The sequence below is a fragment of the Salinicoccus sp. ID82-1 genome, assembly GCF_021991715.1.
GTDB lineage: Bacteria > Bacillota > Bacilli > Staphylococcales > Salinicoccaceae > Salinicoccus > Salinicoccus cyprini.
Genome location: NZ_JAGFLY010000001.1, coordinates 142573 through 165392, shown reverse-complemented (window position 1 = coordinate 165392; position 22820 = coordinate 142573). Strand labels below are relative to the sequence as shown.

Sequence of the window (22820 nt, the reverse complement as noted above, 5' to 3'; positions counted from 1 at the left end):
TGAAAACTTAAATATGGACTTTACTGCTGCTGACTGCTTTTTCATTCTCTTTGTCTTCACGCTGCTTGCTCATCCATGTCGCCACGACTGATCCGGATATGTTGTGCCAGACGCTGAACAGTGCAGCCGGTACAGCTGATAGTGGCGAAAAGTGAGCGGCGGACAATGCTGCGGCAAGCCCTGAATTCTGCATGCCGACTTCGATCGAGACCGCCTTCTGATCGGCGAGATCAAAGCGCAGAACTTTGCCAAGGACGAAGCCGATTACGTATCCAAGCACATTATGCAGCATCACCACACCGAAAATAAGAAGACCCGACTGCATGATGGCTTCGGTATTATTCGATACGACAGCTGCCACGACACCGACAATGCCGACCACTGAAACGAGCGGCAGTACGGCAATGCCCTTTTCAACCTGATCACCAAGCAGCGTCCTCGCAATGAGTCCGAGTGCTATCGGTACCAGTACAATCTGGATGATCGAAACAAACAGATCCATGAATGATACAGGCAGCCATGTACTTGCCAGAAGCAGTGTGAGTGCAGGCGTCAGTATAGGCGCAAGCACCGTCGAGACGGCAGTCGCCGTCACGGACAGTGCCGTATTCCCTTTGGCCAGGAACGTCATGACATTGGATGACGTGCCGCCAGGCGTACATCCTACAAGAATGACGCCGACCGCAAGTTCAGGCGGCAGCTGGAAAAGCACAGCCAGTCCGAGTGCCAGAAGCGGCATGATCGTATACTGTGCCAGCACGACGATCAGAACGAGCTTCGGGGCCTTCAGTACCCGTATGAAATCTGCCGGCTTCAATGTAAGACCCATGCCGAACATGATGATGCCGAGCAGCAGGCTTATGTATGGTGCAATCCATGTAAAGCCGTCTGGAGCGATAAATGACAGGATGGCGAAAATGATCACCCATATGCCAAACGTGTTTCCTACAATTTGACTCAGTCTTGCTAACGCATTCATCGATATCACTCCCCAGGTTTTTTAGCTTAAAACTATAGAGAGTATCTTAACAGATAAAAACGAAATAGCCTAGGTATTTTATTTAATTTTTTGAATAATTGGAACTATAACTTTTTTTGTGTAGAAAAACATCTCTTCAACTTTCTTGAGAGCGATTGCTGCAATAGACGTGATCAAACAAAAAAGTCCGGCTTCATAAGCCGGACTTTGACAGAATCATTCAATTATAGATCATCATTGTTGCGTCGATTGACATTATCCCTGCGTTCCTTGGTTGCGTCATAATCGTAGTCTGCACCACGACGCTTGTCGGCAGTGTCGTTCAATGTCGTATCATTATCCTTCTCGTTGCCGCCAGCCGTACCGCCCCGACGTGTATACTCCTGTTCGGTCACAGGACCAGTTGCTTCTGAAGAGTCGATGTTACGGTCGATGAAGCGATCATTGTCATCGGAGCCACGATTGCGTCCCGTCTGGTCGTCATAAGTGACGCTGCTGGAACGTGAATTGGCATCATGATCATCAAGACTGCGGAAGGTTCTTGTCTCTTCAAGGTCATTCGACCTTTCTCCACGTCTTCTTTCATCGATTTCATCTGCACGACGCTGATTTTCGCGATCCTGTTCGTATCTTCCTACAGGGTCGTCACCATGACGATTCATCTGATTGTCTTCGAGGTCGTTTTCCATGTCGCGACGACGGTTGTAGGCCGCATCATCTGTTGCCACGCCTCTTCTGTCGTCGTATGCATTGCTGCGGTTGCGGTCGTAATCATTTCTTCTGTTATCCAGCGGTTCCATATCATCATTCTTGACGACACGGTCTTTTCTGACGAAAAGAAGAATTGCCGCAATGACGAAGAATAGAGGAATCAGTCCTGCAATGACACCCAGAACAAGTGGTGCAGTGAAGATCGCTGCCAGCAGCAGCAGGAAACCTGCAAGTATTCTACGACGCATCGTCAATAGTCCGAATAGTCCCAGGATCAGAGGGATCATCAGGTAGAGCGCAATCAGCCAGACATTGTTCATCCAGCTGACCACAAGGTCGGTAATCTCTTCAGGTGCTGCACCGAGATCCTGCCCCTGCTGGGCCATCTGCTGGAACTGTGCCATCATATCCTGACGGAAATTCTCGACAAATGCTGCATCATTCATTGTGACCAGTGAGAAGAATAGTAGTAGAGCAGTAATCGCGAGCAGAACAATCCAGGCCAGCCACCCGAAGATCTTTTCAGCAATCCGGCTGACAGGTTCTACTGTTTGTGTGTAATTTTTTCTAGCCATGTTAACCTCCCGTAATATTATGTCTTCACTTTGAATAATACCCTACAGTCAAGATTTTAATCAACCATGAGCGGTATCGGGAAGTTGTTTTGATCATGCAGCTACTCCAGTGTCATCTTGAACTTCAGGAACAGTTCGTTGTACTTGGAGATCATCTCAGGACCAAGGTTCCTGTACACCTCCAGTTCCTCCTGCTGCTCTGGTCCCGGATAGAATCTTTCATCCTGCCGGACCTCTTCATCAAGGAGCTGGTAGGCCGCTTCGTTCGGCGTCGCATATCCGACCCATTCCGTATTCTGCGCCCCATTTTCCGCATCGAGCAGGAAGTTCATGAACTGGTGCGCCCCTTCGACATTCTGTGCCGTCTTCGGAATCACCATCGTGTCGAACCACAGATTGGAGCCGCCTTCCGGCACAGTGAAATCCAGTGCTTCATTTTCCCACATGATATCCTGTGCCATGCCGCTCCAGACGACTGCAGCCTTTGCTTCGTTCACTTCCATCATCGCAGCGATTTCATCACCGACGATGCCACGGATGTTCGGACCCAGTGCCTCAAGCTTTTCTTCAGCCTGACGCAGTGCATCCATATCAGTTTCATTCTGTGAGTATCCGAGTGAAGCCAGTCCGACACCCATGACTTCCCGGGCGCCGTCGACCATCAGTATGTCATTCTCAAGGCGCGCATCCCACAGTGTATCCCAATCCGAAAAATCAAGACCTTCCGTCGTCTCTGGATGGAAGAGTACGCCGACAGTCCCCCAGAAATAAGGCAGGGAGTACGTATTGCCCGGATCAAATGGCTGATCGAGGAAATTATCGCCGATGTTTTTCATGTTTGGTATCTGCTCATGATCGAGCGGCAGCAGCATATCCTCAGCCACCATCTTCTCGACCATATATTCACTTGGGAAGACCACATCATAGTTCGTCCCGCCCTGGTCGACCTTGACCTTCATGGCTTCATTGGAATCGAAAGTTTCATAGATGACGCGTATACCCGTCTCCTCCTCGAACTGCGCCAGCAGTTCCGGGTCGATATACTCGCCCCAGTTATAGACGTGAAGGACATTGCCTTCCTCATTCGGGACCGGATTGATGAATCTTGTGCCGAAAAGGATCAGTGCCCCGATGCCGATGGCAGCGAGAATCATTGAAACAATACTTTTCATGTTATTCCTCCTCGTTTGACCGATGCGCGTGAAGTGATGAAGTAGTAGCCCAGCGCAATCACCAGAACAACCAGGAAGACGAGTGTTGATATCGCATTGATTTCAAGCGATATGCCACGCCTCGCCATGGCATATATTTCTACAGAGAGTACCGAGAAGCCGCTTCCGGTCACAAAGAATGTCACAGCAAAGTCATCCAGCGAGTATGTCAGCGCCATGAAGAAGCCGGCAAGAATACCCGGTTTGATATGCGGGATGATGACGCGCCATAGCACATCAAAGGAACTCGCCCCGAGGTCACGCGCGGCATCCAGGTAGGACGACTTCATATCCTGCAGTTTCGGCAGGATCATCAGGACGACGATCGGAACCGAGAAAGCAATATGCGCCATGATGACGGAAAATGCACCCAGGCTGATGCCGAGCACAGTAAACAGGATGAGCAGTGACGCGCCGATGATGACATCCGGAGATACGATCATGACATTGTTCAGGCTGAGCAGCGACTGCTTCAGCCGCTTCATCCTGATATTGTACAGGCCGATGGCGCCTCCAATGCCGATCAGTGTAGCAAGACCGGCTGAAATCAGCGCCACCGCCACCGTATTGAGCAGGATGACGATCAGCCTGCTGTCTGTAAATACGCTTTGATAATGTTCAAGTGTAAAGCCGTCGAAACTGGTCATTGTTCCCCCGCTATTGAAGGAATAGAAAATCAGATAGGCAATCGGGAGATACAGACAGATGAATATGACGACCATATAGGATCGGCCCAGTGTTTTCATAGACGTCCCACCCTTCCTGTTTCTTTATTGCTGCGGCCTGATGTCACCGTCATGACAAGCATCATGGCGATAATCAGGAACACACCGATTGTGGCACCCATGCCCCAGTTTTCCGTGGTCAGAAACTGCTGCTCGATTGCTGTTCCCAGTGTGATCACCTTATTTCCTGTAATCAGGCGGGTGATCATGAACAGGCTCAGACTCGGAATGAAGACGACCTGTATGCCGGTCTTTATTCCTGGCAGCGAGAGGGGCAGCAGCACACGCCGCAATGTATCCCATTTTGAAGCGCCAAGATCCCTTGCAGCGGACAGCAGATTGCTGTCGATGCCGTCCACCGCATTGAAAATCGGCAGCAGCATGAATGGAATGAAAATGTAGACACTGACAATGATGAAGGCGACGTCACTGAACAGCAGTTGCAGCTCTCCGAGCCCAAATGCAGCCGCAACTGCGTTGACCAGCCCCTCTTTCCCGAACATGCCGATGAAGGCATACGTTTTTAAAAGCAGGTTGATCCACGTCGGCAGTATGATCAGCAGCAGCCAGAACATCTTGTGCTTTGTCTGACGTATTGCGAGTGCCAGCGGGTAGCTGACCAGCAGTGAGAACAGCGTGATCAGAAAAGCATACCAGAAAGATGACAGCGTCATTTCGAAATATTCGCTGCTGAAGAATGCGCCATAGTTCTCAAGCGTCGGGTTGCCGGATATATCGAAGAATGAATAGCCGACCATGAGGCCGAGTGGTGCCACCACGAACAGCACAATCCAGATGAGATAGGGAATGAAAAGAAGCTTCCGCATTATACCTCGTCCTCCTGATATGATTCCAGACGTTCTTTGAAGGCATCCTCATCCTCACCTGGCACCATGACATGGATATTGACTCTTTCAAAGTCGAGCGCAGCCTTTTGGCCGATTTCCGCATCTTTCGTCGAATGGACAATCCATTCGTAGCCATCCTGGTCGATGCATCCGATTTCGTAATGCACACCCCGGAAGAGTGAGGAATCGATGGTGACGTTCATTTTCCCCTTGTCGTGTCCAGTGATGAGCAGGTCCTCAGGACGTATCATGACATCAACCGATGTATTCGGCTTAAGACCACCATCCACGCAGGAATAGTTCCGTCCATAGATGCTGACCAGATTATCCTCAACCATGACACCACGGACAATATTCGAGTCTCCGATGAATTCAGCCACATAGCGGTTGAGCGGCTCATCATAAATATCTTTCGGCGGTCCCGCCTGGACGATTTCTCCATTATTCATGACAAGAATCTCATCCGAGAGCGCAAGCGCCTCCTCCTGGTCATGTGTCACGAATATGAAGGTGATGCCAAGACGCTTTTGTATCTCCTTCAATTCATACTGCATATCGACACGCAAGTTCTGATCGAGTGCACTGAGCGGTTCATCCAGCAGCAGGACATCCGGTTCATTGACAATCGCCCGTGCAATTGCCACCCTCTGGCGCTGACCGCCGGATAGCGCATCAATCGGACGGTCCCTGAAGTCGGCGAGGTTGACGAAGCGAAGCGCTTCCTCCACCTTGGTTCTGATTTCATTTTTGGATATTCTGCGCACCTTCAGACCGAAGGCGATATTTTCATATACGTTAAGGTGGGGGAACAGTGCGTAGTCCTGAAACACCGTGTTGACTTTCCGCCGGTTCGCATCGATGCCGTTCATCGTTCTGCCATCAAAAGAAACCTTACCATCCGTCGGATGGATGAACCCGCCGATCATTTTTAGTATGGTCGTCTTGCCGCATCCTGACGGGCCGAGAATGGTATAGAAGCGCCCCGCCTCGAATGTATGCTCTATATTTTTAAGTATTACCGTGTCACCGTATTGATAGTTGATATTCTGTAGATTGATATTAGTCATTGCCATCTCCTTTTACCAGACATTCTGGGTGTAAAAACAGCCTTATTCATTATATTCGCAGTGACTGTCAAAGACAATAGAAATATTTTTTACACTTTTAGATTGACGAGGATTCTGATTTGCATAGACTACTGGACCCAGTGCACGTCAAGCCGAACATCGCACCAGATCGCATAAAAAAACCTGCTCCGCTCTGGAACAGGTCTTCTAATTCTATTTCTATATCTTGATGACATCACTGTCGTCTGCATCTTTCAGCATCTTGACTGCGGAGTAGGCTTCAAGGTCGCTGTTCTCCTTGAATTCTTTGAAAAGCGCCTTCTCCTGGGCTTTGCCTGGAACGACTACTTTGAACTTCCGGTATTTATCCTTCAGTTCAGATGCTATGATGCCTTTTTCATCAGCCTTTTCAATGGCTTCAAAGAAATCCACGACATCAATGATTTCTTCCGTTGTCCAATCTACATCGATTGGATAGCTGTATTCTTCCATCTTAAAGACTCCTTACTTTGTAAAATAAATAAAGGCGCCCCAATTAGGACGCCGTTTAGAGTTATGACTACATCGTGTGGATCGGTTTGCCGAGTACCACTTCTGCAGCTTCCATCGGAATTTCTCCCAATGTCGGGTGTGCATGGATAGTGAGTGAGATATCTTCAGCTGTCATGCCAGTCTCGATTGCAAGACCGAGTTCAGCGATGATATCGGATGCGCCTGTGCCTGCAACCTGAGCGCCGATCAGAAGGCCATCTTCCTTGCGTGAAACCAGTTTGACGAAGCCGTCAGTCTCATTCAGACCAAGCGCGCGACCGTTCGCTGCGAATGGGAATTTACCTGTTTTCACTTCGAATCCTGCATCTTTGGCATCTGCTTCACTGAAGCCGACTGTCGCCAGCTCTGGCTCGGAGAAGCAGACAGCCGGCATTGCGAGGTAATCCACTTCGGATTTCTCTCCAGCAATCGCTTCAGCTGCCACCTTGCCTTCGTAGCTTGCTTTGTGGGCAAGCGGAAGACCAGGAACGATATCTCCGATAGCGAAGATGTTATCGATGGAAGTTCTGGACTGCTTGTCGACCTCGATCAAACCACGGTCGGTCATTTTGACGCCGAGTTCTTCAAGTCCGATTTCTTCCGTGTTCGGCTTCCGTCCTACAGTAACCAGAACGTAGTCCGCTTCGATTTCCTTTGTCTCGCCTTTAACTTCATAAGTCACTTTGACGCCGTCATCTGTTTCTTCAGCAGATTTAGCCATTGCTTCCGTTTCGATTTCAACGCCTTTGTTCTTGAGGTTCTTTTTGACAACCTGGGTCATCTGTTTCTCAAAACCACCCAGAATGTCTTTTGCACCTTCAAGTACAGTCACTTCAGTACCGAAGTTGGCATACGCTGTACCGAGTTCGGTACCGATGTAGCCGCCGCCGATAACGACGAGCTTTTCAGGCTTTTCTTCAAGTGCCAGTGCGCCAGTGGAATCCAGCACACGCTTGCCGAACTTGAATCCAGGAATCTCGATTGGACGGGAGCCTGTAGCGATGATCGCATTTTTGAACTCGTAAGTCTGGGACTGCTTGTCGTCCATGACTTTCATTTTGTTTGCCTCGACGAAGTATGCTTCGCCTCTGACGATTTCAACTTTGTTTCCTTTGAGCAGGCTTTCAACGCCGCCAGTAAGCTTTTTGACTACACTGTCCTTGAAAGATTGCACTTTGGAAAAATCAAGTTTGACGCCTTCAGTCACGATACCCATATCTTCGGAGTGCTGTGCCTGATGGAAACGGTGGGATGAGGAGATCATTGCTTTGGAAGGGATACATCCGACGTTCAGACATACACCACCAAGGTCTCCTTTTTCGACGATTGTTACTTTCTGGCCGAGCTGGGCTGCACGGATTGCTGCAACATAGCCTCCTGGGCCGGCGCCAACTACAACTGTATCAGTTTCAATAGGAAAATCTCCAACTACCATGTGTAATTATCCCTCCATTAATAGTAATTCCGGATTGTTAAGCAGACGCTTGACGTGGTTCAGAGCATTCTGTGCTGTTGCGCCGTCAATCTGTCTATGGTCATAGCTGAGTGACAGTGCCAGTACAGGTGCTGCAATAACTTCTCCATCTCTTACAATTGCTTTCTGTTCAATGCGGCCGATACCGATGATTGCAACTTCAGGCTGGTTGATGACAGGTGTGAACCATTGTCCACCTGCAGAACCAAGGTTTGAGATCGTCATGGATCCGCCTTTCATTTCATCACCGGAAAGCTTGCCGTCTCTTGCTTTGACAGCGAGATTGTTGATTTCATCGGAAATTTCGAACATGGATTTCTTGTCTGCATTTTTGACGACAGGTACAACAAGTCCACGTTCCGTATCCGCAGCAATACCCACATTATAATAATGTTTCTGGATAACTTCAAATGATTCATTATCGATTGAAGTGTTGAACTGAGGATATTTCTTGAGCATGGATACGAGCGCTTTGACGACATATGGAAGGAATGTCAGCTTGACGCCCTGCTCTTCTGCGATGCTCTTGAATTTCTTTCTGTGATCCCATAGTGCCTGTACTTCGACTTCGTCGAGGTGTGTAACGTGAGGAGATGTCTGCTTGGAGTTGACCATCGCTTTCGCAATCGCTTTTCTCATACCGCTCATCTTCTCGCGTGTTTCAGGGAAGTCGCCTTCAGGCGCTTTTTGTGCTGATGCACTTTCTTTGGATTCTGTTCCAGCTGTTTCCGCTTCCGTCTCCTCGGCAGATTCGCCGGAAGTCTGGTCGCCATTCATGAATGCTTCGACATCTTCCTTGACGACACGGCCATTCTTGCCGCTGCCGCTGACTTCATGGATATCGATGTCATTATCGCGCGCAAATTTGCGAACGGATGGCATCGCAATGACACGTTCACCAGTTTTGGAATCCTTCGATTCTTCTTCTGATCCAGGTGCCTCTTCTCCAACATCGCGCTGTTCCTTCTGCGCAGTGGAAGCTGCTTCTGGTTCCGCCTCTTTCTTTTCTTCTTTCGCAGGCTCAGAGCTGCCTGTATCTTCTGAACCGTCGTCGATTGTAACGATTGTTTCACCAACAGTTGTTACAGTACCTTCTTCAACGTGAAGTTTCTTGATCGTGCCATCCACTGGAGATGGTATTTCGACTACTGCCTTATCATTCTGCACTTCTGCGAGTACGTCGTCTTCTTTAATCTCGTCGCCTTCAGCTATGAACCACTTGACGATTTCACCTTCATGGATACCTTCACCGATATCCGGCAGTTTAAATTCAAATGCCACAGTATTTCCTCCTTTTGCTAATTAAAAGTCCAATACTTGCTTTGCACGCTCGATGATATCATCTTTGTTCGGGAGCCACACGCCTTCTGCCTGTGTAAACGAATAGACTGTATCCGGTGCTGCGACACGCATGATTGGTGCCTCGAGACTGAGGATTGCACGTTCCGACAGTTCAGCTGCAACATTTGCAGATACGCCTGCCTGACGCTGCGCTTCCTGGATGACAACTGCACGGTTCGTCTTTTCAACGGATTTCACAAGTGTGTCGTAGTCGATTGGAGAAACAGTCCTCAAGTCGATGACTTCTGCAGATACGTTTTCCTCTGCAAGTGCATCTGCTGCCTTGATCGCTTCCTGCACCATTGCACCATAGGCGATCAGTGTGATGTCGTCCCCTTCACGCTTGACGTTGGCCTTGCCGATTTCGACAGTGTACTCTTCTTCCGGCACATCCTCACGGAATGAACGGTAGAGCTTCATGTGCTCGAGGAACACGACAGGGTCATTCGAACGGATCGCTTCGATGAGCAGTCCTTTCGCATCCACCGGGTTGGAAGGGATGACAACTTTGAGACCTGGCGTCTGCGCCATCAGTCCTTCCAGTGAATCTGCGTGAAGCTCAGGTGTGTGGACACCGCCGCCGAATGGCGCACGGATTACAACCGGCATCTCTTTGGAGCCGCCGGAACGGTATCTGTGACGTGCAATCTGACCTGCGATGCCGTCCATTGCTTCGAAAACGAAGCCGAAGAACTGGATCTCGACAACAGGGCGGAATCCTTCAACTGCGAGTCCAAGACCCATGGAAGCAAGTCCACTCTCGGCGAGGGGTGTATCGAATACACGCTCATCGCCAAATTCTTTCTGCAGGCCTTCAGTCGCACGGAACACACCGCCGTTTACGCCGACATCTTCACCGAAGACGAGAACATTCTCGTCATTTCTAAGTTCAGTGGCCATCGCATCAGTGATTGCCTGAATCATTGTCATCTGTGCCATTGATTATTTCGACTCCTTTTCTTTGTAGACTTCATACTGCTCTTTGAGATTGCTCGGCATTTCGTCATACATGATCTCCATAAGCTCTGTTACGGATTGTTTTTCTGTATTATCTGCTTCTTTGATGGCTTTCTTGACATCTTCCTTCGCCTGTTCCATCACTTCATTTTCCTTATCTTCACTCCAGAGACCCTTCTCTTCGAGGTACTGGCGGAAGCGGACAAGCGGATCTTTCTTCTCCCAGTCGGAATCTTCATCGGAAGTTCTGTAGCGTGTCGGGTCGTCCCCTGCCATCGTATGCGGCCCATAGCGGTAGCACAGCATTTCGATGACTGTCGGTCCTTCACCGGCAACTGCGCGGTCACGTGCGTCTTTTGTCACTTTATAGACCGCAAGTGGATCCATGCCATCGACGAGTACACTTGGTACACCTGAAGCAACACCTTTCTGCGCCAGTGTCTTCGCTGCCGTCTGCAGTTCACGTGGTGTGGAGATGGCATAGTTGTTGTTCTGGATGACAAAGATTGCCGGCGCCTTATAGGCACTTGCAAAGTTGATGCCTTCATAGAAGTCACCCTGTGACGTACCGCCATCACCAGTATATGTGATTGCGACAGCATCCTTGCCACGCTTTTTGATACCGAGCGCAACACCGGCAGTCTGCACGTACTGTGCACCGATGATGATCTGCGGGCTCAGTGCATTGACGCCTTCAGGGAACTGGTTCCCTTTATAGTGGCCTCTGGAAAATAGAAACGCCTGAGTCAGAGGCAGACCATGCCAGATCAGCTGCGGTACATCGCGGTAGCCCGGCAGGATGTAGTCTCCTCCTTCAAGTGCGTATTGGCTTGCAAGCTGGGAAGCTTCCTGTCCAGCTGTCGGTGCGTAGAAGCCGAGACGGCCCTGACGGTTGAGTGAGATGGAACGCTGATCAAGTACACGTGTCCATACCATGCGTCTCATCAGTTCTACCAGTTCATCATCGGATAGTTCCGGCAGATAGTCTTCATTGACTACTTTGCCATCCTGGTCCAGAATCTGAAACATTTCAAATTTGCTTTCAATCTCTTCAAGTGTTTTGACGGGATCGAAGCTCTTTTTCCTCGGTGCCATAAACAGTTCACCATACCTTTCAGTTTTTCATTTAATATAAATAATTTTATCACATGCTGTTATAATAGTAAATCAAACACAACTGTAACAGTACATTGAAAAAGGCTTTAAATCAACGTTCTCTGTACTAAAACAGTAATATCTGTTATATAATAGAGCGCTTCCATTGTCTATCCCTCAATACGTGATTCGATTTCCCTCTTTATTTCATTGACGTTTTCGGTCTGTTCGCTGAAAGTCTGTGCATCTTCCTGTACCTGCTGGTATTCTTCATTGAGGTTGTTCAGACGCTCATCCACTTCGTCCTGGGAGATGTCCTCCTCTCCAAGATATTCGAATATGCTCCTTTCACTTTCAAGGACTGTCTTGTAGCTGCCGATCATCTCCCCGTGTGCGCTGTATCTTTCCTTCATCGCATCGACCAGGGACTGCGCCTGCTCCTGATTGGATTCATTCGAAATCTCACTGATGTACTGCTCGGACGTCTCCATGCGGCTTCTGCTTTCCGCCATGATGGCCACTTCCTCATCAAGCTGCGCCACTCTTGCCTCCGTATTCTCGACAAGGTCGGCGCTGATCTCCGGCAGCTCTTCTATCGAGGCAGTTTCGAGGGATTCCTGCAGTTCCGCCTTTTCAGCTTCCAGTTCGTCAAATCTTGCTGTCACGTCCCCTATCTCCTTTTCCACCTCGACAGTCTCTTGAAACGCATTATAAAAATCCATGAGTTCATCCTCGTCCGAGGAACATCCTGCAATCACTACTGAAAAAATCAGCAGGCCGCCTAACAGTTTCTTCATTATCCTACCTCCGATTATTGGCTTTCCAGTGGAAAAATGTTTGTACTTTCCACGTTCTCCTGGGTATTATAGTATAATAAAAACGACTTAGATGAAACTGGAGGGTTTATTTTGCTTACAATGAAAGATATCATCCGTGATCCGGATCCGTTCCTCAGGATCAGGACAGCGGAAGTGGAAGAAATAGATGAGGAGACGATCAGCCAGCTCAAAGAGATGCGGGAATACCTTGTCAACTCGCAGAATGAAGAGACAGCCGAGAGATACGGCCTGCGTCCCGGGGTAGGCCTTGCTGCACCCCAGATCGGTCTCGACAAGCGCATGCTCGCCGTCTACATCGAAGGTGAGGAAGGCGAAGTGCTGCATGACTATATGCTCATCAACCCTAAGGTGAAGAGCCATTCCGTCACGGAAACGTACCTGCCGAACGGTGAGGGCTGCCTGAGTGTGGATGAGGAGATGCCAGGTCTCGTCCATCGCTATCAGAGAGTGAAAGTCACTGCCACCGACATACACGGTGAACCGGTGGAAGTGAAGGCGAAAGGCATGCTTGCCGTCGTACTCCAGCACGAGCTCGACCATCTTGATGGCATCATGTTCTACGACCGGATTGATCAGGACATGCCGATGGAACCGAAAATCGGTGCCAGACCGGTGGAATAGAGAAAAGCGGCCTCTTCGGGCCGCTTTTCTCTATTTGTAATCAATAGCCGGATTCAGATGAACGCATCGCGTCTTTCCCTGTATGGCACGTTATGTTCAATGAGCTTTTCCTTTACGGCTTCAAAAGTGTTGCGGTCGAGTATTTCCGGATCACGGTCATGACGCTTCCTATGTACATCACCACCATCATCATGATCGTCGTACACATAGTTCATCACAACCATGTCAGGATGGATGTTGAACTCGATCATGATCATGTTGCGATCCTGGCGCTCGCGCTCAAGCAGCACTGCTTCGAATATACGCCTGTCTTTCATCTGTATCCCTCCATTCAAGGCAATTATAAAGTCTTTGCATGTCCTTCGTCTATAATGTAAAATGAACTTAAGCTGATAAAGGGATGTGGTCTTGAATGCTTAAACGTTTGAGGAAGAAGCTGAAACAGAGGCTCGGACGCATTCTCGGTAGGAAAGGGTTGCTCAACAACGAATACATGAAGAAGGACTGACCCCCCTTCTTTTCTGTGTTGCTTCTTACAGCACACAATTCCAAGAACAACAATATCATTGGACACAACCAGCAAAAGGAGAATATATAAATGGCAGTTTTTAAAGTTTTCTTCCAGGAAACCCTGGATAACCGTATCATCCGTGAGGATACACTCACACGCTACTATGAAGCGGGTTCGGAATCCGAAGTCCGCAAGATGCTCGATGACGACCCGTATAACATTGAATTCGTACAGAAACTGAGTCCCTCACACCTCGAGTACGAAAAAGCAAACAACGAAGATTTCAAGGTCGAGAATACCTGATGACGCTTGAAAAAGGAGAAGTAGGCGTATTTGCCCTCGGGGGACTCGGGGAAATCGGTAAAAACACCTATTGTATCGAATATAAAGATGAGATCATCATGATCGACGCAGGCATCAAGTTCCCGGATGATGAGCAGCTGGGTATAGACTATGTCATTCCGGACTACACATACCTGAAGGAGAACAAGGAGCGCATCAGTGCACTCATCGTCACACATGGACACGAAGACCACATCGGCGGCATTCCGTTTCTTCTAAAGGAAATCAATGTACCGATCTATTCCGGTCCACTTGCGCTCGGACTGATCCGCAACAAGCTTGAGGAGCACCACCTTCTGCGCACGACGGAGCTCAATCCGGTCAAGGAGGACACAGTGCTCAATTTCAAGCACATGTCCGTCGAGTTCTATCTGACGACACACTCCATTCCGGAAGCGTACGGTGTCGTTGTCCGCACACCGGAAGGGACCATCGTCCATACCGGCGACTTCAAATTCGACTTCACCCCTGTTGGCGAACCCGCAAATATTGCGAAAATGGCACAGCTCGGTGAAGAAGGCGTACTCTGCCTGCTCTCCGATTCCACCAATGCGACAGTACCGAACTTTACAATCAGCGAAAAGGAAGTCGGTCAGAATGTGGAGGATATCTTCAGGAAATGTACCGGGAGAATCATCTTTGCGACATTCGCTTCCAACATCTACCGTGTTCAGCAGGCCATCGATGCCGCCATCAAATTCGACCGCAAAATATGCATCTTCGGCCGCAGCATGGAAAACAACATCAAGATCGGTCTCGAACTCGGCTATATCAAAGCGCCGCCTGAAACATTCATCGAACCAAGAATGATCAACAGCATCGAAAAGCACAAGGTCATGATGCTGTGTACAGGTTCACAGGGTGAGCCGATGGCAGCCCTCTCAAGAATTGCCAACGGTACACACCGCCAGATCAGCATCATACCTGACGACACAGTCGTTTTCAGTTCTTCACCGATTCCTGGCAACACGCTCAGCATCAACCGTACAATCAATGCACTCTACAAGGCTGGAGCGGATGTCATTCATGGCAAATTGTCCAACATCCACACTTCCGGCCACGGTTCCCAGGAAGAGCAGAAACTGATGCTCAGACTGATGCGTCCGAAGTATTTCATGCCGATCCACGGTGAATACCGCATGCTGCACCTGCATAAGGAACTTGCAGTGAATACAGGCATGGATCCCGACAATATCTTCCTGATGGAGATCGGTGATGTCCTGGCACTGAAGAAAAACAGTGCCAGACATAGCCACCGTGTACCTGCCGGTACGGTATTTGTAGACGGCATCGGCATCGGGGATATCGGCAATATCGTTCTGCGTGACAGAAAAGACCTTTCAGAGGAGGGACTTGCGATTGTTGTCGTCTCCATCGACTTCAACACAAAAACACTGCTCAGTGGTCCCGACATCATCTCACGCGGTTTCGTCTACATGCGTGAGTCATACGGGCTCATCCGCAGCGCCGAGAAGAAAATCAAAGGCGATGTCATCAATCTTCTGAACTCGAAGGAGAATGTCGAATGGTACCATGTGAAGCAGCTCATCATCGAAGAGCTGAGCAACCATCTGTACCGCAAGACACATAGAAAACCGATGATACTGCCGACCATCATGAGAGTGGAAGACAAGCAGGAGCAGGAATAAAAAAATGACATCAGACCATATGGTCTGATGTCATTTTTATTTTCATATCAATGATTTTTCAAAGCGAGTCAAATCGGCATCATTGCCGATGACGATCAGTATGTCATCTTCCTTGATATTGACTGTAGGGTCGGGGCTGACGATGATGTCATCGCCACGCTTGATGGCAATGACGCTGACGCCATATTCCGCCCGGATATCAAGGTCCAATAATGAATTATCCGCAAGCTTTTCTTGGGCCACGAGCTCGACGATCGAGTGTTCATCGGAGAGCTCAAGGTAGTCGAGTACTGAACTAGACGCCAACTTGTGGGCAATTCGACGACCCATATCCCGTTCGGGATGGATGACATAGTCGGCACCGATCTTCTCGAGTACTCTTGCATGATAGTCATTCTGCGCCTTGACGCTGACCTTCTTGACGCCAAGATCCTTGAGCAGCAGTGTTGTCAGTATGCTCGACTGGATATTGTCGCCGATTGCCACGATGACATTATCAAAATTGCCAAGCCCAAGATCTTTGAGGACTGTTTCTTCAGTCGTATCACCAATGACTGCCTGTGTTGCGATATCGACATACTCGTTGACCCGGTTTTCATCCAGGTCGACTGCCAGCACATCCATTTCAAGTTCGATCAGCTCGCGGACAATACTGCCCCCGAACCGTCCGAGCCCGATTACTGCATAATCCTTATTCATATAATCACCAGTCCATCTCAATTGTCAGTACTTATTACTGCTCTTCCCTCTTACATATTCCTTATCGAACAGGAACAGCCTCATCACCAGAACAAGACTAGGAATCAATAATAGTAAACCTAAAATGAACACAATTGTCAAACTGAATGCCATAGCGTCATTCACAACTGAAGTATTGATATCGATATATGGATAGAGTATATACGGCAGCTTGCTGATGCCATAGCCGTAGAAGGCGAATGCAAACTGCAGCATGATCATGATGAAGGCCAGTCCAAAGAACCGCCTGCGCCACATCAGGAATACTGCAATGCCCATCGACACGAGGCTCAGGCCGAACAGATACCAGTAGTCCTGTGCGCGCTGGAAGTGCTCGAGGTTGTGTTCCCTGAGACCAAGGAATACAAACTGGGAAATGAACAGCATCGGCAACGCCCAGATGAGGAACCATCTGCGTACCAGCTCCAGTGCCTGATTATCCTCGGCACGTGCGGCATAGAACGTCAGGAAGCCGCTCGATACATAGAGTACTGTAATGATGGCCAGGAATACTACCGACCAGCCATACGTACTGAAGAGCAGTTCTTCGAGCTGCAGCTGGATGCCATCCCCCCCATCCACGATATAGCCGCCTTCCGATATGACGAGTGCCATCGACAGTGAAGCAGGTATAAGGAGGCCTGTTACACCATACAGGAACGTCCATGAAAGCTTCGGCTCCTTATTATACGAGTTGAAGGCATAGTATGCCCCCCTGATCGCAAGCAGTATCAGCGCAATGCTCGCAGGAATGAGAAGCGCCGTACCATAATAGTAGGCTGTATCCGGATAGAAGCCAATGATTCCGACGAAGAAGAAGACGAAAAATACATTGGTCACTTCCCACACCGGGTTCAGATAGCGCTGGATGATTGGACTGATGACATTATCATCACCGGTCAGTTTCGAGTAGAAATTGAAGAAACCGGCACCGAAATCAATCGATGCCACAATGATATAGCCATACAGGAACGTCCACAGAACCGTTACACCAATCAGTTCATAGTTCATGGCAGCAGACCCCCTTTGTCTTTATCTCCGTACATCTCAAGGTGATCCGCATGCACGCTCTTGTTCTGGAACATTTTGAGCAGCACGTATACACATGTTGCGCCGAGAACAATGTACAGCAGTACGAATGCAATCAGCGTTATGCCGAGTCCCTCTGCGTTCGTCACAGCCTCGGAGACGCGCATGTAGCCTCGTAGAATCCATGGCTGACGGCCGAGTTCTGCCAGGAACCACCCGGATTCGATGGCTGCCACAGACAGAGGACCGGTCAGCACATACAGATAGAGCAATGCAGGATGGTGCGCATTGAACTTCGTAAATCTCGCTATATGGTAAATGACTGCTACACTCAGTCCGAACATGCCGAAGAATACCATAGTATCAAAGAAGTAGTGGATGATCAGCGGTGGTCTTTCATCTTCCGGTATATCATTCAGTCCTGTAACTTCCGTATCGAATGAGCTGCCTGCAAGGAAGCTGAGCGCGCTTGGCACCCTGATTTCATAGCTTACTTCCTGGGTCTCCTCATCCAACATGCCGAAAAGCACCAGGTCGGCATTATCTTCGGTCTCAAAGTGCCATTCCATTGCAGCCAGTTTTTCCGGCTGGTTCTCATGAAGGAACTTGGCGGAAAGGTCGCCTGCAAGTGCACTCATTGCAGCTGCAATAAGTCCGATCACCATCATGACCCTGAGCGCTTTCTTGTGGTACTCTCGATCCTCCTTGTGTTTCGAACGAAGGAGTTTGAAAGCAGCAATTGATGCAATGATGAAAGCAGCAGTCGTATAGGCTGTTACAACAACGTGGAATATTCTGACGTAGCTCGACGGATTGAACATTGCTGCCAGTGGATCGACATTTACAAATACATCATCTACAAGATCGAACCCTGCTGGTGTATTCATGAAGGAATTGACTGTAGTGATGAATACAGCAGACAGAGTGGAACCGACCACGATCGGGATATTCAGAAGCCAGTGGTGCCAAGGATTTCTGAAGCGGTCCCATGTATAAAGAAATATCCCGAGGAATATTGCTTCAAAGAAAAATGCAAAAGTTTCCATGAACAGCGGAAGCGCGATGATCTGTCCACCAAACTGCATGAATTCCGGCCAGATGAGAGACAGCTGCAGCCCTATGATCGTGCCGGTTACAACACCGACGGCTACGGTCACCGTATACCCTTTCGCTATTCTGCGTGCCATCGTCAAGTACTTGTCGTCCTTCTTACGCAAGCCCAGGAATTCCAATACCATGAAGACAAGCGGCATACCTACACCTATTGTTGCAAAGATAATATGGAATCCAAGAGTCGACGCAGTGAGCACCCGACCAATGATCACATCATCCATTCAATCACCTCTCCGACAATGGATTCCGCCCCAGGACCATTTCTGATCCATGGATATCGGAACCATCTTTATTTTGGATAATTTGTGAAATAATTATCATACTGTTTCCTTATTCTACCCTATTTTGCCCTCAATTACAAAGAATTAAACCGTGTATTTTTGATCTCTTACTCTAAGATGGAATATGAGACCGATTATGACCATGATGATCAGGCTTGTAATGGCCATGCGTGAGGCAAGCGTGCCATAGTCCGCCATGGCAAGTGTAATCGATCCATAGATGAACGGCCCCACGATGGCACTCATCTTCGCACTGAAGGCAAACAGTCCGAAAAACTGCCCTTCCTTCCCTTCCGGCGCGAGTTCGATGATCATTGTCCTGCTGACCACCCAGGTGGATCCCATTGCGATTCCGAAAAGTGCAGCTGCAATCCAGAACGTCCACATCGGCAGGGGCAGGGCTGCAATCGCCACAGCAAGGGCAAGCAGCAGCGCAACAATGGTGAATGTCTTCTTGGAGCCGATATTCCTATTGATGAAGCTGAATATTATGGCGCCGACGATGCTGAACAGTGTTGCAACCATGAAGATGATGAGGAAAGTGCCTGCTTCAAAACCGACGACCGTCGTTGCATAGGGCTGCATCATGGCGATTGCTGTCGCCAGCGCATCGTTTATAAAGAAGTAGGCAATCATGAAATAGAATATGGAGGGATAAGAGCGTGCCTCCCTGAAAGTCTGGTAGATATCCTTATATCCTTTCAGAAATTGCTGTCTTGGCTTTGTCTGTTGCGGCTGATCCTTATTGATGAAGAAAAGCGGCAGTGAGAATATAAGAAACAGGACGCCGGACAGCCAGAATGTATGATGGACAGCCCGGTCCCCGATCAGAAGCAGAACGGAGAATATGCCGAACAATGTCCCCATGTATCCGAGTGCGACACCGTAGCCCGAAATGAGCGGGATCTCCTTCTTGTTGCCGAGCCCGGAAAGCATCGCATCATAGAAGACATTGCCGGAGTTGAATGCAAATTTTGCAAAGACGAATAGCAGCACTGCAAGCACAAAGCCGTTCGGCAGGCCGAACCACCGGGCAGTATCCATCCCTCCGAATATCCCCATGCCGATGGCAGCCGATACACATAGCAGTGTAAAGATGACAACATACTTCTTGCGTCTGCCGGTACGGTCCATCGTTACCCCGTAGAGTGGCGCAAATGCAACAAGCAGTACGGCAGCCAGTGCATTGGCATAGGCGATGATGGTGGAAGCAATCTGTTCAAGCCTGGGGTTTGTACCTACTGTTTCTGTAATATACTGCGGGAAAAACAGCGTGACGATATTGGCACTGAAGATGGTGTTTGCAAAGTCGTAGAATGCAAAAGCAAGGATCGGCAAGGTGAGATAAAGCTCAAGCGGTCGACGTGCAGTCTGATTCATCGGTAGTTCTCCTCTGCTCTTTTTCTGTCATTATAACAAGAAAAACACGCATGGTGGTGTACCATGCGTGTTCCAGACTATGCTCTCTGCGTATATTCTTCTACAAGTGCAAGCACTTCTTCAGTGCTGCTGCATTCGACTGCCGCCTGTGCCAGACGTTCCATGTCGGTCTTCTTGAGTTCCGAAATCTGCTTGCGCGCTTTCAGAACGGAAGAAGCGCTCATGGAGAATTCATCCAGACCGAGACCGACGAGCAACGGCACTGCATGCGCATCTCCTGCCATCTCTCCGCACATGCCGGCCCATTTGCCTTCTTTATGCGCTGCATCGATGACCATCTTGATCAGTCTGAGGAGCGCCGGGTGGTACGGCTGGTAGAGATAGCTGACAGATTCGTTCATACGGTCCGCAGCCATTGTATACTGGATCAGATCGTTTGTACCGATCGAGAAGAAATCGACCACTTTTGCAAACTGGTCTGCAATGATTGCAGCTGAAGGAATCTCGATCATGATACCGACTTCGATATCTTCCTTGACCTTCTCTCCTTCATCAGTCAGCTTATCCTTCTCTTCTATCAGCATTGCTTTCGCACGGTTGAATTCATCGATTGTTGCGATCATCGGGAACATGATTTTCAGATTGCCGTGCTGGGATGCACGCAGCAGTGCACGCAACTGGGTTCTGAACAGCTCCTGATTATCCAGTGCCATGCGTATCGCACGGTATCCGAGGAATGGATTCATTTCTTTAGGGAGATCCATGTAAGGCAGTTCCTTATCTCCACCGATATCGATTGTACGTACAACAACCGGCTTGTCGCCCATATCCTTCAGTACTTTCTTGTAGGCTTCATACTGTTCATCTTCTGTAGGTAGCTCGTTTCTGCCCATATAGAGGAATTCAGTACGGTAGAGGCCGATGCCTTCGGCACCATTGGATTTGACACCGTCAAGATCATCCGGTGTGCCGATATTGGCAGCAAGCTCGACTGAGATGCCATCCATCGTCTTGCTCGGTTCATCCACAAGCTTCTGAAGCTCTGCCCTCTCTTCCTGGACTTTCGCTTCCTTATCCTTATAGACAAGTACTTCCTCTTCCGTCGGGTTGACGATGACTTCACCCGCACTGCCATCAACGATGATGTGGTCACCAGCATTCGCATGTGACGTAATATCCTTTGTACCGACAACAGCCGGAATTTCAAGGGAACGGGACATGATCGCAGAGTGTGAAGTCCTTCCGCCGATATTCGTCACAAAGCCCTTGACAAAATTCTTATCAAGCTGTGCCGTATCGGAAGGCGTCAGGTCTTCGGCTACAATGACGACCGGTGTATCGATCTTGCTTGGATCCGGAAGTTCCTTCCCGAGCATGTGCGCGAGCACACGCTTCGAAACGTCCTTGATGTCTGCCGCGCGCTCTTTCATATAATCGTTGTCCATGTTCTCAAAAATGGCAACGAACTGGTCCCTCGTTTCCAGAAGTGCCTGAGGCGCACTCTTCTGGTCATCGCGGATATGGGATTCAATCGGTCCAAGGAACTCCGGATCGTCGAGCACAAGCAGGTGTGCATCGAAAATGGCCGCATGTTCAGGACCTACCGATTCCTCCGCATGGTTTCTGATTCGTGTAATTTCGACTTTGGACTGGTTGAAAGCGGCTTTGAAGCGTTCCACTTCAGCGTCTTCCTGACCGGCATCGATGGATTTGCTGTCAAAAGACAGATCCGGCTCTTCCAGAGAGTATACCGGTGCAATGGCTACACCGTCACTCGCACCAATCCCTTTAAGAATTTCAGACATCAGTCGGTCAATCCTTCTTTGGACAGTGTTTCAGTAATCGCTTCAATAGCCTCAGTTTCATCTTTGCCTTCAGCATAGACCGTCACTTCAGAGTCCTTGCCTACACCAAGTGACATAACGCCCATGATGGATTTCAGATTCACCTTTTTACTGTTGTATTCGAGCTGGATGTCAGCATCATATTTGGATGCTGTCTGTACGAGAATTGTTGCTGGTCTTGCGTGAATTCCTGTTTCGTCTGTAATGAGATAAGATTTTTGTTCCATTGCGTTAGTCTCCTTTTGAATGCGTTATAATATTACATGATAAGCACACATGTTTAGCAATATTATACCATGTATGCCAACGATATTCTAATATACCACCATCAATCATGGCGTAAACTTTTTCACCATCCGGCCCATCCGGGACACATTTCGGACACATGCATGTACATCAGCGAGAAATAAAAGACCCTTTCGGAACAGCTGTCCGAAAGGGCATCATTTATGAAACTGTCTGGTTTCTGGCTGCTTCTGCACATCTGTCCACATAGTCATGTCCGAGCTTCTTCATCAGCATATAGCTGACTCCTGCACCAAGTGCATTCGTTGCGAGCGGGGCAATTCCGAACTTGGCCACCTTGGAATTTTTCGCTGCACCTTTGAATAGAACCTTGGATGCGTTGCGGCCGATGAATTCGCTGCCCATGCTTGTCGCCATGACAAGCGCCCGGTTCATCAGGTCATCGGAAAGTTCATTCACCTGGCTGTGGTCGAGTTCGAAAATCTTTTCCGCCTCTTGTCTGATGTCTTTCATCAGCTTCATGTCCGTACCAATATCAAGCAGTGGAATCGGCAGCACAGCGGCAATCGAGGAATACAATGCTTTCTTGTTGACCATTTCGCGCGCTTCCTGTTCCTTCATCTGTATTTCATTTTCAGTGAGCGGTTGGGCACCCATTGCCAAAACTCCTTTGTATTAGAATTTGAGTGTTGTCGTTTAAGTATACCCATTGT

The 22820-nt window shown here is 48.9% G+C and carries 23 protein-coding genes; 3 read left to right on the top strand and 20 right to left on the bottom strand.

Translation table 11 applies throughout. The features are described from left to right. Positions 1–7: 7 nt before the first annotated feature. The 12 genes from J4760_RS00855 to J4760_RS00800 form a co-directional block, all read right to left on the bottom strand. On the bottom strand, positions 8–979 hold the full coding sequence (locus J4760_RS00855; RefSeq protein ID WP_237604492.1) for a bile acid:sodium symporter family protein: 972 nt from the start codon (positions 977–979) through the stop codon (positions 8–10). Positions 980–1203: 224 nt separating this feature from the next. Then, positions 1204–2265: a DUF4064 domain-containing protein gene (locus J4760_RS00850; RefSeq protein WP_237604491.1), complete on the bottom strand. Its 1062-nt coding sequence runs from the start codon at positions 2263–2265 to the stop codon at positions 1204–1206. Positions 2266–2366: 101 nt separating this feature from the next. Then, complete coding sequence (locus J4760_RS00845; RefSeq protein WP_237604490.1) at positions 2367–3437, bottom strand: ABC transporter substrate-binding protein; 1071 nt, start codon at positions 3435–3437, stop codon at positions 2367–2369. Beyond that, entirely contained in the window at positions 3434–4222 is a 789-nt protein-coding gene (locus J4760_RS00840) for an ABC transporter permease (RefSeq protein ID WP_237604489.1), read from the bottom strand. Before J4760_RS00840 ends, J4760_RS00845 begins: the two co-directional genes overlap by 4 nt. Further along, positions 4219–5028 carry an ABC transporter permease gene (locus tag J4760_RS00835; protein ID WP_237604488.1) on the bottom strand — a complete coding sequence of 270 codons (810 nt, stop codon included), beginning with the start codon at positions 5026–5028 and terminating at the stop codon, positions 4219–4221. The genes J4760_RS00840 and J4760_RS00835 overlap by 4 nt, the downstream gene beginning before the upstream one ends. Then, positions 5028–6116 carry an ABC transporter ATP-binding protein gene (locus tag J4760_RS00830; RefSeq protein WP_237604487.1) on the bottom strand — a complete coding sequence of 363 codons (1089 nt, stop codon included), beginning with the start codon at positions 6114–6116 and terminating at the stop codon, positions 5028–5030. The genes J4760_RS00835 and J4760_RS00830 overlap by 1 nt, the downstream gene beginning before the upstream one ends. A gap of 219 nt (positions 6117–6335) precedes the next feature. Beyond that, entirely contained in the window at positions 6336–6608 is a 273-nt protein-coding gene (locus J4760_RS00825) for a UPF0223 family protein (RefSeq protein WP_237604486.1), read from the bottom strand. 67 nt (positions 6609–6675) lie between these two features. Then, positions 6676–8082, bottom strand: a complete 1407-nt coding sequence (lpdA, locus tag J4760_RS00820) for a dihydrolipoyl dehydrogenase (RefSeq protein WP_145285016.1) — start codon at positions 8080–8082, stop codon at positions 6676–6678. Positions 8083–8088: 6 nt separating this feature from the next. Next, positions 8089–9402, bottom strand: coding sequence for a dihydrolipoamide acetyltransferase family protein (locus tag J4760_RS00815; protein WP_145285013.1), 1314 nt, complete (start codon positions 9400–9402; stop codon positions 8089–8091). A 21-nt stretch (positions 9403–9423) separates the two neighbouring features. Beyond that, positions 9424–10401, bottom strand: coding sequence for an alpha-ketoacid dehydrogenase subunit beta (locus tag J4760_RS00810; RefSeq protein WP_145285010.1), 978 nt, complete (start codon positions 10399–10401; stop codon positions 9424–9426). A 3-nt stretch (positions 10402–10404) separates the two neighbouring features. Beyond that, positions 10405–11514, bottom strand: a complete 1110-nt coding sequence (gene pdhA / locus J4760_RS00805) for a pyruvate dehydrogenase (acetyl-transferring) E1 component subunit alpha (protein WP_145285007.1) — start codon at positions 11512–11514, stop codon at positions 10405–10407. A 170-nt stretch (positions 11515–11684) separates the two neighbouring features. Next, positions 11685–12311, bottom strand: coding sequence for a YkyA family protein (locus J4760_RS00800; protein WP_237604485.1), 627 nt, complete (start codon positions 12309–12311; stop codon positions 11685–11687). Positions 12312–12422: 111 nt separating this feature from the next. On the opposite strand from J4760_RS00800, the gene def reads away from it, so the two are divergent. Next, entirely contained in the window at positions 12423–12974 is a 552-nt protein-coding gene (gene def, locus J4760_RS00795; RefSeq protein WP_145285001.1) for a peptide deformylase, read from the top strand. Positions 12975–13027: 53 nt separating this feature from the next. Here the strand turns inward: def and J4760_RS00790 are convergent, their stop codons facing one another. After that, positions 13028–13291 (bottom strand): hypothetical protein, encoded by a 264-nt coding sequence (locus tag J4760_RS00790; RefSeq protein WP_145284999.1) that lies wholly within the window; start codon positions 13289–13291, stop codon positions 13028–13030. A gap of 281 nt (positions 13292–13572) precedes the next feature. On the opposite strand from J4760_RS00790, the gene J4760_RS00785 reads away from it, so the two are divergent. Both J4760_RS00785 and rnjA read left to right on the top strand, forming a co-directional pair. Beyond that, positions 13573–13788, top strand: a complete 216-nt coding sequence (locus tag J4760_RS00785) for a DNA-dependent RNA polymerase subunit epsilon (protein ID WP_237604484.1) — start codon at positions 13573–13575, stop codon at positions 13786–13788. Then, entirely contained in the window at positions 13788–15476 is a 1689-nt protein-coding gene (gene rnjA, locus J4760_RS00780; RefSeq protein WP_237604483.1) for a ribonuclease J1, read from the top strand. The genes J4760_RS00785 and rnjA overlap by 1 nt, the downstream gene beginning before the upstream one ends. Positions 15477–15518: 42 nt before the next feature. Here rnjA and J4760_RS00775 read toward each other — a convergent pair whose 3' ends face one another. From J4760_RS00775 to J4760_RS00745, 7 genes are all read right to left on the bottom strand, one after another. Further along, a complete protein-coding gene (locus J4760_RS00775; RefSeq protein ID WP_145284990.1) occupies positions 15519–16175 on the bottom strand; it encodes a potassium channel family protein in 657 nt (218 codons plus the stop codon). A gap of 24 nt (positions 16176–16199) precedes the next feature. Further along, positions 16200–17225 (bottom strand): cytochrome d ubiquinol oxidase subunit II, encoded by a 1026-nt coding sequence (locus J4760_RS00770; RefSeq protein ID WP_145284986.1) that lies wholly within the window; start codon positions 17223–17225, stop codon positions 16200–16202. Further along, a complete protein-coding gene (locus J4760_RS00765) occupies positions 17222–18577 on the bottom strand; it encodes a cytochrome ubiquinol oxidase subunit I (protein ID WP_237604482.1) in 1356 nt (451 codons plus the stop codon). Before J4760_RS00765 ends, J4760_RS00770 begins: the two co-directional genes overlap by 4 nt. Positions 18578–18721: 144 nt before the next feature. Next, entirely contained in the window at positions 18722–20017 is a 1296-nt protein-coding gene (locus tag J4760_RS00760) for an MFS transporter (RefSeq protein WP_237604481.1), read from the bottom strand. Positions 20018–20094: 77 nt separating this feature from the next. After that, on the bottom strand, positions 20095–21822 hold the full coding sequence (ptsP, locus tag J4760_RS00755) for a phosphoenolpyruvate--protein phosphotransferase (protein WP_237604480.1): 1728 nt from the start codon (positions 21820–21822) through the stop codon (positions 20095–20097). Beyond that, positions 21822–22088 (bottom strand): phosphocarrier protein HPr, encoded by a 267-nt coding sequence (locus tag J4760_RS00750; RefSeq protein WP_145284977.1) that lies wholly within the window; start codon positions 22086–22088, stop codon positions 21822–21824. The genes ptsP and J4760_RS00750 overlap by 1 nt, the downstream gene beginning before the upstream one ends. Positions 22089–22308: 220 nt before the next feature. Beyond that, the gene (locus J4760_RS00745; protein ID WP_145284975.1) at positions 22309–22764 is read right to left on the bottom strand and encodes a hypothetical protein; all 456 of its coding nucleotides are present in this window, start codon (positions 22762–22764) and stop codon (positions 22309–22311) included. Positions 22765–22820: the final 56 nt, after the last annotated feature.

Bases quoted from the DNA above. Each gene is read 5' to 3' on its own strand.
- J4760_RS00855 (WP_237604492.1), bottom strand. From the start codon at position 979: ATGAATGCGTTAGCAAGACTGAGTCAAATTGTAGGAAACACGTTTGGC.
- J4760_RS00850 (WP_237604491.1), bottom strand. From the start codon at position 2,265: ATGGCTAGAAAAAATTACACACAAACAGTAGAACCTGTCAGCCGGATT.
- J4760_RS00845 (WP_237604490.1), bottom strand. From the start codon at position 3,437: ATGAAAAGTATTGTTTCAATGATTCTCGCTGCCATCGGCATCGGGGCA.
- J4760_RS00840 (WP_237604489.1), bottom strand. From the start codon at position 4,222: ATGAAAACACTGGGCCGATCCTATATGGTCGTCATATTCATCTGTCTG.
- J4760_RS00835 (WP_237604488.1), bottom strand. From the start codon at position 5,028: ATGCGGAAGCTTCTTTTCATTCCCTATCTCATCTGGATTGTGCTGTTC.
- J4760_RS00830 (WP_237604487.1), bottom strand. From the start codon at position 6,116: ATGACTAATATCAATCTACAGAATATCAACTATCAATACGGTGACACG.
- J4760_RS00825 (WP_237604486.1), bottom strand. From the start codon at position 6,608: ATGGAAGAATACAGCTATCCAATCGATGTAGATTGGACAACGGAAGAA.
- lpdA (WP_145285016.1), bottom strand. From the start codon at position 8,082: ATGGTAGTTGGAGATTTTCCTATTGAAACTGATACAGTTGTAGTTGGC.
- J4760_RS00810 (WP_145285010.1), bottom strand. From the start codon at position 10,401: ATGGCACAGATGACAATGATTCAGGCAATCACTGATGCGATGGCCACT.
- pdhA (WP_145285007.1), bottom strand. From the start codon at position 11,514: ATGGCACCGAGGAAAAAGAGCTTCGATCCCGTCAAAACACTTGAAGAG.
- J4760_RS00800 (WP_237604485.1), bottom strand. From the start codon at position 12,311: ATGAAGAAACTGTTAGGCGGCCTGCTGATTTTTTCAGTAGTGATTGCA.
- J4760_RS00790 (WP_145284999.1), bottom strand. From the start codon at position 13,291: ATGAAAGACAGGCGTATATTCGAAGCAGTGCTGCTTGAGCGCGAGCGC.
- J4760_RS00785 (WP_237604484.1), top strand. From the start codon at position 13,573: ATGGCAGTTTTTAAAGTTTTCTTCCAGGAAACCCTGGATAACCGTATC.
- rnjA (WP_237604483.1), top strand. From the start codon at position 13,788: ATGACGCTTGAAAAAGGAGAAGTAGGCGTATTTGCCCTCGGGGGACTC.
- J4760_RS00775 (WP_145284990.1), bottom strand. From the start codon at position 16,175: ATGAATAAGGATTATGCAGTAATCGGGCTCGGACGGTTCGGGGGCAGT.
- J4760_RS00770 (WP_145284986.1), bottom strand. From the start codon at position 17,225: ATGAACTATGAACTGATTGGTGTAACGGTTCTGTGGACGTTCCTGTAT.
- J4760_RS00765 (WP_237604482.1), bottom strand. From the start codon at position 18,577: ATGGATGATGTGATCATTGGTCGGGTGCTCACTGCGTCGACTCTTGGA.
- J4760_RS00760 (WP_237604481.1), bottom strand. From the start codon at position 20,017: ATGAATCAGACTGCACGTCGACCGCTTGAGCTTTATCTCACCTTGCCG.
- ptsP (WP_237604480.1), bottom strand. From the start codon at position 21,822: ATGTCTGAAATTCTTAAAGGGATTGGTGCGAGTGACGGTGTAGCCATT.
- J4760_RS00750 (WP_145284977.1), bottom strand. From the start codon at position 22,088: ATGGAACAAAAATCTTATCTCATTACAGACGAAACAGGAATTCACGCA.
- J4760_RS00745 (WP_145284975.1), bottom strand. From the start codon at position 22,764: ATGGGTGCCCAACCGCTCACTGAAAATGAAATACAGATGAAGGAACAG.